17 protein-coding genes are annotated in these 15,417 nt (G+C 65.2%); 11 read left to right on the forward strand and 6 right to left on the reverse strand.

The window, feature by feature from the left end; all coding sequences use genetic code 11:
• Complete coding sequence (locus tag AC1DYK_RS02630; RefSeq protein WP_478164836.1) at positions 1 to 270, reverse strand: hypothetical protein; 270 nt, start codon at positions 268 to 270, stop codon at positions 1 to 3.
• Positions 271 to 295: 25 nt separating this feature from the next.
• On the opposite strand from AC1DYK_RS02630, the gene AC1DYK_RS02635 reads away from it, so the two are divergent.
• The 4 genes from AC1DYK_RS02635 (at position 296) to AC1DYK_RS02650 (ending at position 4,394) form a co-directional block, all read left to right on the forward strand.
• Positions 296 to 670, forward strand: coding sequence for a murein hydrolase activator EnvC family protein (locus tag AC1DYK_RS02635; protein ID WP_478164837.1), 375 nt, complete (start codon positions 296 to 298; stop codon positions 668 to 670).
• A gap of 138 nt (positions 671 to 808) precedes the next feature.
• Positions 809 to 1,336 (forward strand): DedA family protein, encoded by a 528-nt coding sequence (locus AC1DYK_RS02640; protein WP_478164838.1) that lies wholly within the window; start codon positions 809 to 811, stop codon positions 1,334 to 1,336.
• Positions 1,337 to 1,503: 167 nt separating this feature from the next.
• Positions 1,504 to 2,967 (forward strand): DUF1254 domain-containing protein, encoded by a 1,464-nt coding sequence (locus tag AC1DYK_RS02645; RefSeq protein ID WP_478164839.1) that lies wholly within the window; start codon positions 1,504 to 1,506, stop codon positions 2,965 to 2,967.
• Complete coding sequence (locus tag AC1DYK_RS02650) at positions 2,934 to 4,394, forward strand: DUF1214 domain-containing protein (RefSeq protein ID WP_478164840.1); 1,461 nt, start codon at positions 2,934 to 2,936, stop codon at positions 4,392 to 4,394. Before AC1DYK_RS02645 ends, AC1DYK_RS02650 begins: the two co-directional genes overlap by 34 nt.
• Positions 4,395 to 4,459: 65 nt before the next feature.
• On the opposite strand, the gene glmS is transcribed toward AC1DYK_RS02650, so the two are convergent.
• On the reverse strand, positions 4,460 to 6,340 hold the full coding sequence (gene glmS / locus AC1DYK_RS02655) for a glutamine--fructose-6-phosphate transaminase (isomerizing) (protein WP_478164841.1): 1,881 nt from the start codon (positions 6,338 to 6,340) through the stop codon (positions 4,460 to 4,462).
• Between the two features lie 133 nt (positions 6,341 to 6,473).
• On the opposite strand from glmS, the gene AC1DYK_RS02660 reads away from it, so the two are divergent.
• Positions 6,474 to 6,953 (forward strand): Lrp/AsnC family transcriptional regulator, encoded by a 480-nt coding sequence (locus AC1DYK_RS02660; RefSeq protein ID WP_478164842.1) that lies wholly within the window; start codon positions 6,474 to 6,476, stop codon positions 6,951 to 6,953.
• Between the two features lie 42 nt (positions 6,954 to 6,995).
• Here the strand turns inward: AC1DYK_RS02660 and glmU are convergent, their stop codons facing one another.
• Positions 6,996 to 8,432, reverse strand: coding sequence for a bifunctional UDP-N-acetylglucosamine diphosphorylase/glucosamine-1-phosphate N-acetyltransferase GlmU (gene glmU, locus AC1DYK_RS02665; RefSeq protein WP_478164843.1), 1,437 nt, complete (start codon positions 8,430 to 8,432; stop codon positions 6,996 to 6,998).
• Between glmU and AC1DYK_RS02670 the strand changes: the two genes are divergently transcribed.
• The 4 genes from AC1DYK_RS02670 to AC1DYK_RS02685 all read left to right on the forward strand — a co-directional run bounded on the left by AC1DYK_RS02670 (position 8,431) and on the right by AC1DYK_RS02685 (position 12,678).
• Positions 8,431 to 9,315 (forward strand): DUF6279 family lipoprotein, encoded by an 885-nt coding sequence (locus AC1DYK_RS02670; RefSeq protein WP_478164844.1) that lies wholly within the window; start codon positions 8,431 to 8,433, stop codon positions 9,313 to 9,315. The genes glmU and AC1DYK_RS02670 overlap by 2 nt on opposite strands.
• 63 nt (positions 9,316 to 9,378) lie before the next feature.
• Positions 9,379 to 10,311, forward strand: coding sequence for a glycosyltransferase family protein (locus tag AC1DYK_RS02675; protein ID WP_478164845.1), 933 nt, complete (start codon positions 9,379 to 9,381; stop codon positions 10,309 to 10,311).
• 72 nt (positions 10,312 to 10,383) lie between these two features.
• A complete protein-coding gene (locus AC1DYK_RS02680; RefSeq protein ID WP_478164846.1) occupies positions 10,384 to 11,700 on the forward strand; it encodes an MATE family efflux transporter in 1,317 nt (438 codons plus the stop codon).
• Positions 11,701 to 12,678: a glycosyltransferase family 2 protein gene (locus tag AC1DYK_RS02685; protein WP_478164847.1), complete on the forward strand. Its 978-nt coding sequence runs from the start codon at positions 11,701 to 11,703 to the stop codon at positions 12,676 to 12,678.
• A gap of 1 nt (position 12,679) precedes the next feature.
• Here the strand turns inward: AC1DYK_RS02685 and AC1DYK_RS02690 are convergent, their stop codons facing one another.
• Positions 12,680 to 12,937, reverse strand: coding sequence for a helix-turn-helix domain-containing protein (locus AC1DYK_RS02690; protein ID WP_478164848.1), 258 nt, complete (start codon positions 12,935 to 12,937; stop codon positions 12,680 to 12,682).
• 22 nt (positions 12,938 to 12,959) lie between these two features.
• Here AC1DYK_RS02690 and AC1DYK_RS02695 point away from each other — a divergent pair, with 22 nt between their 5' ends.
• Positions 12,960 to 13,241: a BLUF domain-containing protein gene (locus tag AC1DYK_RS02695; RefSeq protein ID WP_478164849.1), complete on the forward strand. Its 282-nt coding sequence runs from the start codon at positions 12,960 to 12,962 to the stop codon at positions 13,239 to 13,241.
• Here the strand turns inward: AC1DYK_RS02695 and AC1DYK_RS02700 are convergent.
• Complete coding sequence (locus tag AC1DYK_RS02700; RefSeq protein ID WP_478164850.1) at positions 13,220 to 13,531, reverse strand: DUF2917 domain-containing protein; 312 nt, start codon at positions 13,529 to 13,531, stop codon at positions 13,220 to 13,222. The genes AC1DYK_RS02695 and AC1DYK_RS02700 overlap by 22 nt on opposite strands.
• A gap of 148 nt (positions 13,532 to 13,679) precedes the next feature.
• Between AC1DYK_RS02700 and AC1DYK_RS02705 the strand changes: the two genes are divergently transcribed.
• A complete protein-coding gene (locus tag AC1DYK_RS02705) occupies positions 13,680 to 14,663 on the forward strand; it encodes a LysR substrate-binding domain-containing protein (RefSeq protein WP_478164851.1) in 984 nt (327 codons plus the stop codon).
• 130 nt (positions 14,664 to 14,793) lie between these two features.
• Here AC1DYK_RS02705 and AC1DYK_RS02710 read toward each other — a convergent pair whose 3' ends face one another.
• Entirely contained in the window at positions 14,794 to 15,411 is a 618-nt protein-coding gene (locus AC1DYK_RS02710; protein ID WP_478090311.1) for a 5-formyltetrahydrofolate cyclo-ligase, read from the reverse strand.
• Positions 15,412 to 15,417: the final 6 nt, after the last annotated feature.

Raw genomic sequence — 15,417 nt, forward strand, 5'->3', positions numbered from 1 at the left:
TCAGTACAAGACAAGCCTCGGCCGTGCCGCGTCGGGCCTCGCCTGCGCGATGGCGTGCACCGTGCTCATCGGCTGCGCAACGAAGCCATCACCGCCGCCGAAGAGCGAAGCGCCAGCGGCCGCCCCCTCGGCGGCGCGTCCGGGCACCCGTTCCGAGCCCTCGACGCAGCAGGCGACGCGCACCGCCAAGGCCTCCAGATCGTCCAAGTCATCCAAGCCGAAGAAGGCCGCCCCACGCGCCGGGTCCGACAAGCCGGTGGCCGCGGCCAAGGTCGACCGGACTTTTCTTCGGCCCGTGAACGGCGCCGTCGTGGCGCGCTACGACGGCGGGACGAACAAGGGCGTGGACTTCGGCGGATCGAAAGGCGATCCCGTGCGCGCCGCCGGCGACGGCAAGGTGGTCTTCTCGGCGGCCACGCTGCGCGGCTACGGCCGGCTGGTCATGATCAAGCACGACGCCACCTACATGTCGGCCTACGCGCACAACAGCGAACTGCTCGTGAAGGAAGGACAGACCGTAAAGCGCGGCCAGGTCATCGCCCGCATGGGGAACACGGAGACCGATTCGGTCAAGCTGCACTTCGAGCTGCGAAGGAATGGCAGCGCGGTAAACCCGCTGCCGTACTTCGCTGCCGGTGGAGCCGACGCGCAGGCACCAGCCGACGACTGAGGACGCTGGGAGGGCGGCGCCTTCGTGGGAGACTCTCGGCGCTCGGACGGTGAGTCGAAGCCCGCCGAATTCATGGCAATTCGCGCTTCCGTGAAGTCCTTCCATTCCCGGCGCGACTCAGAACTCGCAAATTCTCCAATGACTCTTGACGACATCACTCGAGCGGCCATCGCAGTCATCCAGGACCACGAGGCCTGGGGCGCTCCCATTGTGCTGGCCCTCGCGTTCGGGGAGTCCCTGGCGTTCATTTCGCTGCTGCTGCCCGCCACCGTGATCTTGCTGGGGGTCGGCTTTCTCGTCGGCGGGAGCGGCATCGCGTTCTGGCCGCTCTGGTGCGCCGCGGTCGTCGGAGCCTTCCTGGGAGACTGGTTGTCCTTCTGGATAGGCGGACGGCTGAAGGGCAACGTCGGCCACTATTGGCCCCTGTCTCGCCATCCCGACCTGATCCCGCGCGGCCACAGGTTCTTCGAGCGATGGGGAACGGCCGGCGTCTTCTTCGGGCGCTTCTTCGGCCCCTTGCGCGCATCCGTGCCGTTGGCGGCGGGCATCTGCGAAATGCCGGCGCTGACCTTTCAGCTCGCCAACATCTCATCAGCCATCGTGTGGGCGACGGGCATCCTGGCTCCCGGCGCGTTCGGCCTCAAGTGGGTGCAGGCGGGGATCTGAGGCGTTCGCGGCGGCGGCGGCGTCAGTTTGAGGGCCCACGCTCAGGCGCCTCTCTTCGACTCGCCTTGCCTCCCGAACGGGCAACCGAGCATGCCCCTCAGGGCGTCCGGCCGGCCTCCGAATCTGCGCTACGCTGCACCGATTGACATCGCCCAGAGGAACAAACCGTGAGATTTCGCAGCGTCCTGTCCCCGTTCAACCTGGTGCTGCCCGCGCTGGCAGCCTTGCTGCTCGTCGTGCCCCTGGCCGCGCCCGCTGCGGATGCCGCATCGGCCAGTCAGGCGGCAGCCCTCGTGAAGATGCCCGACAGCTACCTCGAGATGGCGGCCAAGGACGTCTATTTCTGGGCATGGCCGATGACGAACATCTACAACCGGCGCATCAAGTTCAAGGACCTGCCGCACGCCGGACTGATGGGCGGAACCGTCCCGGTAGGACCGCCCAATCAGCTCTCGATGCTGAGCGACTACATCACGCCTGACGAGCGACAGGTGGCCTGCCCCAATCAGGACGTCGTCTATGGGTTCATGCTGTTGGCGTTGGACCAGAGTCCGGTCGTCGTGCAGGTCCCCGACTTTGGCAGCCGGTTCTGGGTCTACCAGGCCGTGGACCTTCGCACGGACGGTTTTGCCGACTTCGGGAAGATGTACGGGACGAAGCCCGGCTTCTACCTGCTGGTCGGGCCGGACTGGAAGGGCACGGTGCCCAAGGGCATCACCAAGGTGTATCGCGCCAAGAGCAACACTGGCGTGCTGATTCCGCGCGTGTACCAGGACGACACGCCGCAGGACAAGAAGGACGTGCAGACGGCGCTCTCAGGCGTCAATGCCTATCCGCTCTCCGAGTACACCGGCAAGACGCAGCTGCGTGACTGGGCAAAGTCGCCGAGGTTCCCCGCGGAAGCCGGCGGCGACACCGAGACCAAATGGGTCGTGCCCGACAAATTCTGGGACACCCTCGGCGCCATCCTCAAGGATGCCAAGCCGCTGCCCGGCGAAGAGGCCATCTACGCCCGCGCCAGCGCCCTGGTCGCAGCCGGCGCGGCCGACCCGCGCGTGAAGGAAGTGCTGGTGAAGGCCGCGGCCGACGCCGACAAGCAGGTCGTCGACCCGCTGTTCCAGTTTCGCAACTACGGCCTGCAGTTGCCCGCGAACTGGAGCACCGTAAACAACGGCGCGCAGTTCGGCAGCGACTACTTCACGCGCACGGCGGCCGCCAAGTCGAACATCTTCATCAACAAGGTCAACGAGACCAAGTACTTCTACCAGGACCTGGACGCAGGGGGTGCGAGGCTGAACGGGGCCAACAAGTACGCGGTGACCTTCCCCAAAGGCGCCTTGCCGCCGGTGCGCGGATTCTGGTCGCTGACGCTCTACAACCAGCACCACTTCTTTGCCGACAACGCGCTCAAGCGCTACTCGCTCGGCACCAAGAACAAGAACCTCAAGCCGAATGCGGACGGCTCATTGACGCTCTACGTGCAATCCGATTCGCCGGGCGCAGACAAGGAGAGCAACTGGTTGCCCGCGCCGAAGGGCGAGGACTTCTCGCTCTACATCCGGACGTACTGGCCGCAGGAACAGGTGCTCTCGGGTGCATGGACGCCGCCGTCGGTCAGCAAGGTGCAATGAGCATACGGGCCAGAGCCACAGGCATCGCCGGCATGCCGCAACCATCGAAGGAATTCATGCACTGCAAGCATCGCATCAAAGCCGTACCCTCACTCGTCGTCATGGTCGCGGCGAGCTTGGCCGGTTGTCAGTCGGCCAAGGCCCCGGAGGCGTCCGTCACGACGGCCGCGCCTGCCGCCGTCAGCCAGGTTGCCGACCTGGACATCGTCGACGCCTGGTCGTACCTCTATGGCCGCTACCTTGTTCTTCAGCAGGAAAACCGCGACATCAACGTCGACAAGGTCGGCTACAACCGCATCAAGTACAACCCTCTTGGCTCCGCGGAGTTCGTGAATCCGAACATGGATGTCGCGTATCTGGAGTCGTGGATTGCGGTTGACGAGACCCATGCGGTCATTCTCAACGTCCCCAAGGTGACGGGGCGGTACTACACGGCGCAGCTGGTCGACGGATGGGGCGAGGTCATCGCCAACATCAACCAGCGCACCTACCCGCAGCATCCGCACGGCAAGTTCGCACTGGTCTTGACGGGGACCCATCCGCCCATCCCCGAGGGCGCTGTCCGCGTCGAGCTCCCGGCCCGCAAGGCCAAGTTGCTTGCGCGCGTGGAGCTTCGTGGCAAGCCCGCGGAGGCGCAACGCCTTCAGAAACAGTTCACGCTGGACGTGCCGGACGGAATCGTCATCGAGCCGCCGCTGCCCGTGCCGCAGTTCACGCCACAGGCGCCCATCGGCGTCGCGATATTCGACAACCTCTCCAGCGTGCTGGCAAGTTACCCTGATCCGATGCCCAAGGGGCCGCAGTACCAGGCGACAGCGCACAGGGTGGCCAAGTACATACAGACAGGCCAGACAGCCCGGGACCGCGTCGACGCCGTGGTGAAGAGCCAGGCCATTCCGGCCTTCCTCGCGCGCGCCAAGGGATTCGGCACGCAACAAGGTGGCTGGTCGGTGGCTTACGTCGTCGGAAAGTTCGGCGACGACGTGGCCGCCCGGGATGTCATCAACTACGGCGGGCTGTGGGGAAACACTGCCAATGAAGCGATCTATTTCATCGGGCTGACCGACAGCGACAAGCAGCCGCTGAGTGGCAGCAAGACTTATGAAATCCGCTTCCCAAAGGGCGGGCTGTCGGACTCTCAGGTCCATGGCTTTTGGTCGGTCACGCTCTACACGACTCCGGACTATCGGGTGGCTCCCAACGCCCTCAACCGCTACAGCATCAACAACGTATCGCACATCAAGCCGAGTGCCGACGGGACGACCAGCATCTGGCTGGCGCCGACGCAGCCGAAGGGCGTGCCTCCAAGCAACTGGCTTCCGACCCCAGCGGGCAGGGACTATTCTCTGAACTTCCGGATGTATGTCGCCAAGCCCGATGTCCTGGGTGGACGGTGGTTCCCTCCACCGATACAGCAAACGCACTGACCTGTGATGCGGCTGACCGGGGCGCTTTGACCGCTTTGGGCGCGTGGAATCCGACCCGCCGCGCCCTACTCCACCGTCACGCTCTTCGCCAGATTCCGAGGCTTGTCCACGTCGGTCCCACGCGCGCACGCCGTGTGATAGGCGAGCAGTTGCAGCGGCACCACGTGCAGCAGCGGCGACAGCGCGCCGTAGTGCCCCGGCATGCGGATCACGTGAATGCCTTCGCTGCTCTCGATCAGCGTGTCGCCGTCGGCCAGCACATACAGCACCCCGCCGCGCGCCCGCACTTCCTGCAGGTTGCTCTTGAGCTTCTCGAGCAACGCGTCGTTGGGCGCCACGGCCACGACCGGCATCTCGCTGGTCACGAGCGCCAGCGGCCCGTGCTTGAGTTCGCCGGCCGCATAGGCCTCGGCATGGATGTAGGTCACTTCCTTGAGCTTGAGCGCGCCTTCGAGCGCGATCGGATAGTGCAGGCCGCGGCCGAGGAAGAGCGCGTTCTCCTTGCGCGCGAAGTCCTCCGCCCAGCTGATGATCTGCGGCTCCAGCGCCAGCACCGACTGCAGCGCCACCGGCAGGTGCCGCATTTCCCTCAGGTAGCGTGCCTCGTCCGCCGCACTCAGGCGCTCCTGGGCCTGCGCCAGCGCCAGCGTGAGCAGGAAGAGCCCGGCGAGCTGCGTCGTGAAGGCCTTGGTCGAGGCCACGCCGATCTCGACGCCGGCGCGCGTGATGTAGGCCAGCTTGCACTCGCGCACCATGGCGCTGGTGGCGACGTTGCAGATGGTGAGGGTCTGCTCCATGCCCAGCGAGCGCGCGTGCCGCAGCGCCGCCAGCGTGTCGGCGGTCTCGCCCGACTGGCTGATGGTCACGACCAGGGTCTTCGGATCGGGCACCGAGTCGCGGTAGCGGTATTCGCTCGCGATCTCGACCTGGGTCGGGATCCTCGCGATGCCCTCGAGCCAGTACTTGGCGGTGCAGCCGCTGTAGTAGCTGGTGCCGCAGGCCAGAATCAGGACGCGGTCGATTTCCTTGAACACGCGCCAGGCGGCCGCGCCGGGCGCGCCATCCACGCCGGCACCGTCGAACAGCTCGGGCACGATGCCTTCCACGCCTTCGAGCGTGTCGGCGATCGCGCGCGGCTGCTCGAAGATTTCCTTCTGCATGTAGTGGCGATAGGGGCCGAGCTCGGCGGCGCCGCTGTGGGCCTGCACGGTGCGAACCGTGCGGGTCGCGGGCTTGTGGTCGCGGTCGGCGATCCAATACTTGCCCAGCTGGATATCGACGACGTCGCCTTCCTCGAGATAGACAATCTGGTCGGTCACGCCGGCCAGCGCCATCGCGTCGCTGGCGAGGAAGTTCTCGCCGGCCTCCTGGCCCACGCCGAGAATCAGCGGCGAACCCGCACGCGCGCCAACCACCCGCTGCGGCTCGTCGCGACAGATCGCCGCGATGGCATAGGCGCCCTGGAGCTGCTTCACGCTGGTCTTCACGGCCTCGAACAGGTCGCCGTCGTAGTGGCTGTCGATCAGGTGGGCGATGACCTCGGTGTCGGTCTGGCTCGCAAACACGTAGCCCTTGGCCTGCAGCGCCGCGCGCAGCGCCTCGTGGTTCTCGATGATGCCGTTGTGCACCAGCGCCACGCGACCGGGGCGAGCCGCTTCGGCGTCGGCGCCCGGCCCGTGGCTGAAATGCGGATGGGCGTTGTGCACCGCCGGCGCGCCGTGCGTGGCCCAGCGCGTGTGAGCGATGCCGGTGCTGCCCTCGATGTGGTCGTCTCGCACCTGCGCGAGCAGGTCGGCCACGCGCGACGTGGTGCGCGCGCGCTGCAGGCCCGCCGCATGGACCGCCACGCCGCAGGAGTCATAGCCGCGGTACTCGAGGCGCTGCAGCCCCTGCACGAGAACGGGAACGATATTGCGACCGGAAACGGCGCCGACGATGCCACACATTGAACTGCTCCTGCGATTGGATGCGCGATGGTAGGCCCGTTCATATGAAATTTATTGACAAAATTTCGTATGGAATATCGATAAATTTCCCTATTTTCGTTTGTAGAAATTTTATTTCATTAGAATTGAAAAAATGAAATCAGAAGATCTAGACGACACGGACCTTCGATTGCTCGATGCCCTGCAGCGCGACGCGTCCCAAAGCAACCAGGCGCTGGCCGAGCGCTTCAGCATCTCGCCGCCGACCTGCCTCAGGCGCGTGCGGCGCCTGCGCGCGGGCGGATGGATCGCCAGCGAAGTCGCGATCCTCGATCCCGCGCGGATCGGCCCGCTGCTGACCGCGGTGGTTGAGGTCTCGCTGGACCGGCAGGACGCGGCCTCGCTCGACGCCTTCGAGCAACGCGTGGCACCCGACGACGCGGTGCAGCAGTGCTACCGCGTCTCGCCCGGCCCGGACTTCGTCCTCATCGTGACCACGCGCGACATGCCCGGCTATCAGGCGCTGGCGCAGCGTCTCTTCACGAGCGATGCCAACGTGCGCAATGTCAAGGCCTTCTTCAGTGTCAAGCGGGCCAAGTTCGCACCCAGCGTGCCGCTGCCCGGCGCGGCCTGAAGCACGGGGACTTCGCCGCGCAGGCGGCCCGGCGCCGGCCTCTCAGGCCTTCGGCGCTTTCTGCGGCCGCTTCCAGTCGGCAAAGCTCGTCTGCCTGGCGCGCGAGATCGTCAGTGCGCCCGGCTCGGTGCTCTTGGTCACGGTCGAGCCGCCGCCGATGGTGCCGCCGGCGCCGATCGTGAGCGGCGCCACCAGCACGCAGTTGCTGCCCACGTGGACGTCGTCGCCGATGATCGTGCGGTGCTTGTTGGCGCCGTCGTAGTTGGCCGTGATGCTGCCGGCGCCGTAGTTGACGCGCTGCCCGACGGTGGCATCGCCCAGGTAGGCGAGGTGATTCGCCTTGGCACCCGCGCCGAGGGTCGAGTTCTTGATTTCCACGAAATTGCCGACGTGCACCTCGGCGCCCAGCCGGGCCCCGGGGCGCAGCCGAGCGAACGGGCCGATCCGCGAGCCCTCGCCCACGGTCACGCCGGCCTTTTCGCCGTCGATGTGGGTGAACGGATGAATCACCGAGCCGGTCTCGATGCGCGCATTGGCGATCACGCAGTGGGCGCCGATGCGCACGTCGGCGCCCAGCGACACCGCCCCCTCGAAGACGCAATTGACGTCGATCTCGACATCCGACTCGCAGGCCAGGGTGCCGCGCAGGTCGAAGCGCGCCGGGTCGGCGAGGCGCACGCCCTGCGCCATCAGCGCGTCGGCCTGGCGCAGTTGAAAGGCGCGCTCGAGCGCGGCCAGCTGCGCCGGGCTGTTGACGCCCGCCACCTGCAGCGCATCGTCGGTGCGATGCGCAACCACCGGCACGCCGTCCACGGTGGCGAAGCCCACGATGTCCGTCAGGTAGTACTCGCCCTGCGCGTTCTTGTTGTCGAGCCGCGCCAGCCAGGCCTTGAGCAGCCGCGCCGGCACCGCCATCACGCCGCTGTAGACCTCGCGGATGGCGCGCTGCGCCTCGGTCGCGTCCTTTTCCTCGACGATCGACTGGACCTCGCCCTCGCCGTCCGGCGAGCCCTGCACCCGCACGATGCGCCCATAGCCCTTGGGGTCCTCGAGCCGGATGGTCAGCAGCGCGAGCCGCCGGCCCGCACTCTGGGCCGCCAGCGCGCGCAAGGTGTCGTCGCCGATCAGCGGCACGTCGCCCGACAGCACCACCACCGTGCCGTCGTCAGGCAGCAGCGGCGCCGCCTGCTGCATGGCATGGCCGGTGCCGAGCTGAGGCACCTGGCGCGCGAACTGCGGCGTCGTACCGGCCGCTGCCCCTTCGAGCGCCGCCTCGACGTCGGTCGCGCCGTGACCGGTCACGACCACGATGTGGCGCCCGCCGATGCGCGTCGCGGTGTCGATCACATGAGCCACGAGCGCGCGCCCGCCCAAACGATGCAACACTTTGGGCAGGCTGCTCTTCATGCGCGTGCCCTTGCCGGCCGCCATGATGACGACGTCGACCGGTCCCTCGTTGTCCTGCGGAGTCTGATTCATGCCACTTTCCAGAAAATGTTGCGCCAAGCTGGCGCGAATTATCGGCGTGCTCGCCCTGGGCGCAGCGCTCGCCGCCTGCAGCACGGTCAAGCTGGCCTACAACAGCCTGCCCGAAGTCGGCTACTGGTGGCTCCACGGCTACCTCGACTTCGACCACGCGCAATCGCCGCGCGTGCGCGACGAACTGCGGCAGTTGCTGGCCTGGCATCGGCGCGACGAACTCCCGAAGATCGCCGACCTGCTGCAGCAGGCGCAGGCGCTGGCACCCGCCGACCTCACACCGGCCCAGGCCTGCGAGCTGTTCGACGCGCTGCGGCTGCGCCTGCTGGCGCTGGCCGAACGGGCGGAGCCGGCCGGCGCCGCACTGGCGCTCGGCCTCGGCGCGTCGCAGCTGGCGCAGCTCGCCCGCAAGTACGAGAAGATCAACGGCAAATACCAGAAGGACTGGCTCGATCGCCCCCCCGCCCAGCAGCGCGAAAAGCGCTACGACCAGTTCCTTGATCGCAGCGAGGACTTCTACGGCCGGCTTGACGCCGGCCAGCGTGAATTTCTGCGTCTGCAGGTGGAGCGATCCGTTTTCGATCCGCGCGAGCTGGACCTCGACCGCCGTCAGCGCCAGCAGGAGGCGCTGGCGCTGCTGGTCCGGTTCCAGGCCGAGAAACCGCCTCCCCCAGAGGCACGGGCAGCGCTTCACACCTATGTGATGCGGATCGCCGAGCCGCCGCCCGGCCCGTCCCGCGATCGCCAGGTCAGGTTGCGGCAGGAGTCCTGTGCGACCATCGCCGCACTTCACAACCAGACCAGCGCGACCCAGCGCGAGCAGGCCGCCCGACGGTTGCAGCGCTACGAAAACGATCTGCGGGAGCTGACAGCCTCGCATTGAACGAGCAATGCCCTCGGATGTAGTACATTTGTTTACACTTGGCGACGGACTTCTTTGACGCTCATGAACATCGCACTCTGCACGCTCTTCGAGGGCAACTACCACTACGGCGTGGCGGCGCTTTCGAACTCCCTGATCGCCTCAGGCTATGTTGGCGACCTGTGGGTCGGATTCCGGGGGCCACTGCCCGCGTGGATCCTGGATGCGCCCGGCTACCAGAAGGCGACCGGGGAGCTTCAGGTCACGCCGACGCTGCGGCTGCGGCTGCTGGAGCTGGACACGCCCCTGCACTTCACCTATTACAAGCCGACCTTCCTGCGAGAAATGCTGGAACGGCATGCGCCGGACTCGACCATCGTGGCCTATGTGGACCCCGACATCGTGGTCAAGTGCGACTGGCCCTCGTTCATGGGCTGGTTCACCGAGGATGGCATCTCGCTGATCGAGGACGTCAATGCGTGCTTTCCGGCCCGGCATCCCAAGCGGCTGCTGTGGAACCGCTTCTTCGCCCCCCACGGAGTCGCGCCCGTGCGCCCGCTCGAGCGCTACTACAACGCCGGCTTCATCGCGGTCTCACGCCAACACCTCGACTTCCTGGCCCTCTGGCGCCGGCTGTGCGACCTGGTGGTGGCGCAGAACGCGCACGCCAAGACGCTGAAGGCCGGCGGATCCGCGACGCTGTTCCATTCGACCGATCAGGACGCATTGAACTTCGCCCTCACCGTCTGCGAGGTGCCGCTCAACACGGCCGGGGCGGAAGCCATGGATTTCATCCCCGGCGGCTACTACCTGTCGCACGCCATCGGCTCGGTCAAACCCTGGCATGGCCGCCATGTCCGCGAAGCCTTGAGCGGCAGGCCGCCCACGTCGGCGAGCAAATGGTATTTTCGCTTTTCGAATGCACCTATCCGGGTATTTTCGGATTCCGAACTCGCAAAACGCCAGCTCTGCCTCAAGATCGCGTCGGCCATCGGCCGGGTCTACAAGAACAGTTGATTTGATCCTGGTGCCGAAATTGAATGCACCACCCCTGACAGCCAGCCAACGGGAACTCGAAACACACGCACGATGAAGGCCTTGTTCGGGCGCATGGCGGCCCACCCCAAATTCGCCAGACTCTTCAGGTGGGTCATTCTGCTTTCCGTCACCAGCGCGGCGCAGATGTTCATTCAGGGGATCGGACTCTTGAGCGGCCTGCTGATCATCCAGCTGGTTTCCCCCAAGGAGTACGCGCTCTATACACTGGCCTATGCCATGCTCGGTACCATTGCCGCGGTGGCGGATGGCGGCGTCAGCAACGGCGTACTCGCCAATGGCGCACGCACTTGGCAAAGCAAGGGGGCCTTGGGTTCGGTCATGGTCACCGGGATGAATCTGCGCAAGAAATTTTCGATCGCGACCTTCGTGATTTCATTGCCGATATTGTTTTATCTTCTCATCCGACACGATTCCGGATGGATTGTCGCTTCGCTGATCGTCCTGGCCTTGATTCCGGCCTTCTACGCGCTGTTGAGCGAAGATCTGCTGGGCATCCCGGCGAGGCTCAATCAGGACATGATCGCGCTGCAGAAAAACTCGATCATGGCAAATGTCGCCCGATTGATCATGCTCGCGGGTTCCCTGTTTTTTCTGCCCTTCACTGTGATTGCCATCCTGGCGAACGGAATACCCAGAATCTGGGCCAATTTCAGGCTCCGGAAGATCGCAGAAAAGTACGCCGACCTGAAGGCACCCCCAGATCCCGAAGTCAAAAAAGACATATTGAGCATGGTCAGGCGAACCCTGCCCGGCACGCTCTACTACTGCATCGCCGGGCAGATTTCAATCTGGCTCATCTCCATCTACGGCAACACTTCGTCGATCGCAGAGATCGGCGCCTTGGGGCGGCTTGCAGCCATCCTCACCGTGATCTCTTCCGTGTTTGGGGCCCTGATCAGCCCCTGGTTCGCAAGATTGCCCAACAATTCAACGGACTTGCTCAAGGCTTTCATCGGAATATGCCTCGGATCGGCGTTTTTTGTCGTGGTGATACCCGCCTTGGTCTACATGTTCCCAACCCAGTCGCTGTTCCTGTTAGGGCGAAACTATTCGAATTTGACCCATGAGGTCTTCCTGAGCGCGCTCGGTAGCTGCATATTGATGATGGTCGGCTTCCTCTATTCCTGCTCCATTGCGCGAGGATGGATAATTTCACCCATCATCAGCATACCCCTGAGCATCGCGGCGCAAATAATTTTCATATTGATGCTCGATCTTTCAACAACGAGAAACGTGCTTTTATGCGCAATCCTGAACGCGACATGGGGAATCGTGATGTATTCCTCATATTTCTTGTTCAGGATTTTCATGCTGCGCAAGCAGGAAGCGACCAACGTCAATCAATAAATGAAGAAGCCAACTTATTCCATAGTCATACCCGTCTACATGCGGGTATTCGGATTTCGTCAGGCCCTGGGCTCTGCATTGGGCGTCGATGGATGTCAGGAAATTATCGTCGTCGACGATAATTCCGACCATGATGAGTTTCGCGCCATCGTCGAATCATTCGGCGACAGCAGGATCAAGTATCACAAGAACGAAAAGAACGTCGGACTCTTCGCGAACTGGAATCGGGGCATCGAACTCGCCCAAGGGGAATTTGTCTCGGTCCTGTGCAGCGACGATGTGATCGCACCGGACGCCTACAGCGGGTTCGCCGCCGCCTACGCCACCGACCCGGAGTTGGACGTCTATTTCGGGTCGCTCTGCACCTTCACGGACGATCCGGACAAGCCGACCACCTTCCGAACATTTGCGCAAGGCAAGATGTCCTCGCTCGATCTGATGGCCGATGCGGTGATCAACGGACCCGGATTCTCCGTGCTGTCGATCATCCGGAGAGCAACGGCATTGAAGCATCCGTTCGTGAGCCGGCCACACAGCGGAAATGACTGGCTGTGGATCTATGGAAACGCGGCGTTCTTCAAACTGCACGCCACCAATCGACCGATCAACTATTGGCGCAAACACCCGGATCAGGACGCGGTGAAGTCACAGTCCATCACGACGGATTGCTGGCCGCTCATGTACAGGCTGATCGAAGAGCAATTGAGATCCGCGGGACATCCGCTCGCAAAAGGGGCACAGAGGCGTGCCAAGGGGATCATCCTTTCCTGGCTGCTGAACGACCATGTCGACCGGAAAGGCTATTTCGCGCGCCTGCAGAGCGATGAATCGAGGTCCAACCTTTTCCTTCAGGCTGCCATGGAAATGATCGATGCCGATTGGCTGCTGAGCGGCCTTTTGAAGTCGAAGCCGGGCTCTCGGCTTTACTACAACATCGGCCGGGCGCTGCGCAAGACCGGCCTCTACCCGCCCTCTTAATTCAAATCAACGGCGCCGGCAGCATCGGCCGCTCGAAGTAGTCGCCCAGGGTCTCCAGGGCCTGCGGCTCCAGAATGCGCAGCCAGCCGCTGTCGAGCTTGCAGAGACCCAGTCGCTGGAGGCGACGCAGGGTCTTGTTGTTGTGCACCAGCGACAGGCCGAGCGCGTCGGCGATGTGCTGCTGGTTGAAGGGGAACTCGGCCCAGTCGCGCACCATGCGGGCGCGTTCGGCGCGCCGGTAGAGAGGCATCAACAGCATCGCGACCAGCGCCCTGTGTCTTTTGACATTTCCGCGCCACTTCGGCCCCGAACACTTCGAGGGACCGCCCGGATCCGTGAAGTCACTGATGGCCCGACTGGAAGCCGATAGGCGGCACACCGACCTGCGGGTTCTGTTCGAGGGCGCTCTGGCGCAGCGGCGCTGCCATCTGGCCCCCACGCTACCCCGCTTCGTGTGGGTCGCTGCCCCCCAAGGGGGCCGCAGGCCGCCTTGGGGCGGCCCGGCGTCGGCCTGCCCCCCCCACAGGCTCCCCGAGGGCGCTCAGGCGGCGTCCCAGCTGTAGGTCGCGCCGTTGCCGTCCCACGGCTCCATCACGATGCGTTCGCCGGCGGCGACCGCCAGCGACTCGCCCGGGGCCAGCACGAGGTCCTCGCTGGCTGAGTGCGCCGTAGAGTCGCGGGTGACCCAGACCCGGCCCTGGCGGATCCGCAGCACGCTCGCGCTGGCGGCCCTGAGGCTCATCGCATGGCCGGCATCGAGTTGCCATGCACCGCGGCGAACGGCCGGCGGCACGGCCGCCGGACGGGCCAGCGCAGCGGACGGAAGCGATGTAGAGGTGCAGACAGCGGACATGGTGGACTCCTGAGGATTTGCAGCACGCAATGGCGCGCTTCGGGAATGAATGATCGGCGCACGCTCGTTGGCAGTCCAATGAAAACGCGGTAGCCTACTGATTCCGGTTTCGCATCAATCCAACTTCCAGCTGAAGCCCCTCCCGCCCATGCTCCACTCCCAGACCCACCTGCGTTCACGGCCTATCGCGGCCGGTCATCTTCGCGCCTTCGAGGCCGTCGCCCGGCACCTGAACTTCCGCGCCGCCGCCGAGGAAATGGCGCTGACCCAGTCGGCCGTGAGCCGGCAGATCCAGTCGCTCGAGGAAGAGGTCGGCGTCGGCCTGTTCCTGCGCCACACCCGGGCGGTCGAGCTCACGGGCGCCGGTGCCCAGCTGCTGCTGGCGGTGCAGCAGTCGCTGCCGCGCATCGACGGCGCGGTGCGCCAGATCCGGCAGAACGCGGGGCGCAAGAGTGTCTCGCTCACCACCTTCGCCTCCTTCGCCTCGATGTGGCTGATCCCGCGGCTCGAGGCCTTCCAGCGCGACAATCCGGAAATCGACATCCGCATCGATGCCAGCGACGCGGCGCTCGACATGGACATCGCCGACGTCGACATCGCCCTGCGCTACGGTCCGCGCGAGAACATGCCGGCCGGGGCGCTGCGCCTCTTCGGCGAAACGATCACGCCGGTGGCGAGCCCCTGGCTGATCAAGAGCAACCCGGCGATCAAGGCGCCGGTGGACATCACGCGCTTCACGCTGATCGAGGCCGGCGACGCCCACCGCACGCACCTCGAGTGGCTGACCTGGCGGCGCTGGTTCGAGGTCAACGACATGCCGCGCGCGCAGCCGCGGCGCTGGCTCTATTTCAACTACGCCTACCAGATGGTGCAGGCCGCGCTGACCGGCCAGGGCGTGGTGCTGGCGCGCAGCTCGCTGATCGCCGAAAGCCTGGCCAACGGCGACCTGGTCGAGGTGCTGCCGCAGCACCGGATGGATTCACCGATGGCCTACTGGCTGATCACGGGCCCGCGCAGCGCGCCGCGCCCCGAGATCCAGGCCTTCTGTGAATGGCTGCAGGGCCAGGCCGCCACCACGCGCGAGACGATCGGCGAAGTGCCGGACCCCGACACCGTGGATCAGCTGGATTAGTCTTCACGCGGCCGGCGCAGCCAGGCCCCTTCGTGAAACACCGCGGAACCGGCTTCGCCGGGCCGCAGGTGTTGCCCCCGGTCGGGGGTGGGCGCCCGGACACGCAGTGCCGGGCAACCTGGGGGCGAGCTCAACCAATCGGCCAGACGACTCCGTTGTCGTTGAGGATGGCGTCAAGCGGAAGGTCATGCGCCTCCGGCTCGAAATCGTCGATGAAGCCATTCGCGAAGCCCAGCCCGACCGTGAACGGCCGCGGCTCCAGCGCCGCCAGCGTGCGATCGTAGAACCCGCCGCCGTAGCCCAGCCGGTAGCCACCGGCGCTGTAGCCCAGGCAGGGCACGAACAGCAGCGTCGGGACGATCAGCTCGGTGTCCTTGGGTTTCGGGATGTCGAAGGCGTCGTTCTCCATCGGGCAGCCTGGATACCAGGCATGGAAGGTCAGCGTCTTGTGCACCCGGTCGACCACCGGCAGGCCGATGCGCCGGCGCTGCGGCTCGTCGAGCAGTTCGCCGTCCTCTTTCCAGCGGTGCAGGGCCGGCAAGGGGTCGAATTCGCCCTTGATTGGCCAGTAGGCGCCGATCACGGCGTCCGGCCGTCCCACCAGCCAGATCCGCATCACGCGCTGCAGCAGGTCAGCGCGCGCGAGGCGGTCGGGCATGGCGAGGCGCTGCTCGATCAGCGCAGCTCGCAGTTGTCCCTTGAGAAAAGTGGCCGTTTCCGAGGTGTCGGCACCCTTTGACTTGTCCATAATCCC

It is taken from the genome of Variovorax sp. P2_H12 (assembly GCF_056403395.1).

Bases quoted from the DNA above. Each gene is read 5' to 3' on its own strand.
- AC1DYK_RS02640 (WP_478164838.1), top strand. From the start codon at position 809: ATGACTCTTGACGACATCACTCGAGCGGCCATCGCAGTCATCCAGGAC.
- AC1DYK_RS02650 (WP_478164840.1), top strand. From the start codon at position 2,934: ATGGACGCCGCCGTCGGTCAGCAAGGTGCAATGAGCATACGGGCCAGA.
- glmS (WP_478164841.1), bottom strand. From the start codon at position 6,340: ATGTGTGGCATCGTCGGCGCCGTTTCCGGTCGCAATATCGTTCCCGTT.
- AC1DYK_RS02660 (WP_478164842.1), top strand. From the start codon at position 6,474: ATGAAATCAGAAGATCTAGACGACACGGACCTTCGATTGCTCGATGCC.
- AC1DYK_RS02670 (WP_478164844.1), top strand. From the start codon at position 8,431: ATGCCACTTTCCAGAAAATGTTGCGCCAAGCTGGCGCGAATTATCGGC.
- glmU (WP_478164843.1), bottom strand. From the start codon at position 8,432: ATGAATCAGACTCCGCAGGACAACGAGGGACCGGTCGACGTCGTCATC.
- AC1DYK_RS02675 (WP_478164845.1), top strand. From the start codon at position 9,379: ATGAACATCGCACTCTGCACGCTCTTCGAGGGCAACTACCACTACGGC.
- AC1DYK_RS02680 (WP_478164846.1), top strand. From the start codon at position 10,384: ATGAAGGCCTTGTTCGGGCGCATGGCGGCCCACCCCAAATTCGCCAGA.
- AC1DYK_RS02685 (WP_478164847.1), top strand. From the start codon at position 11,701: ATGAAGAAGCCAACTTATTCCATAGTCATACCCGTCTACATGCGGGTA.
- AC1DYK_RS02690 (WP_478164848.1), bottom strand. From the start codon at position 12,937: ATGCTGTTGATGCCTCTCTACCGGCGCGCCGAACGCGCCCGCATGGTG.
- AC1DYK_RS02700 (WP_478164850.1), bottom strand. From the start codon at position 13,531: ATGTCCGCTGTCTGCACCTCTACATCGCTTCCGTCCGCTGCGCTGGCC.
- AC1DYK_RS02705 (WP_478164851.1), top strand. From the start codon at position 13,680: ATGCTCCACTCCCAGACCCACCTGCGTTCACGGCCTATCGCGGCCGGT.
- AC1DYK_RS02710 (WP_478090311.1), bottom strand. From the start codon at position 15,411: ATGGACAAGTCAAAGGGTGCCGACACCTCGGAAACGGCCACTTTTCTC.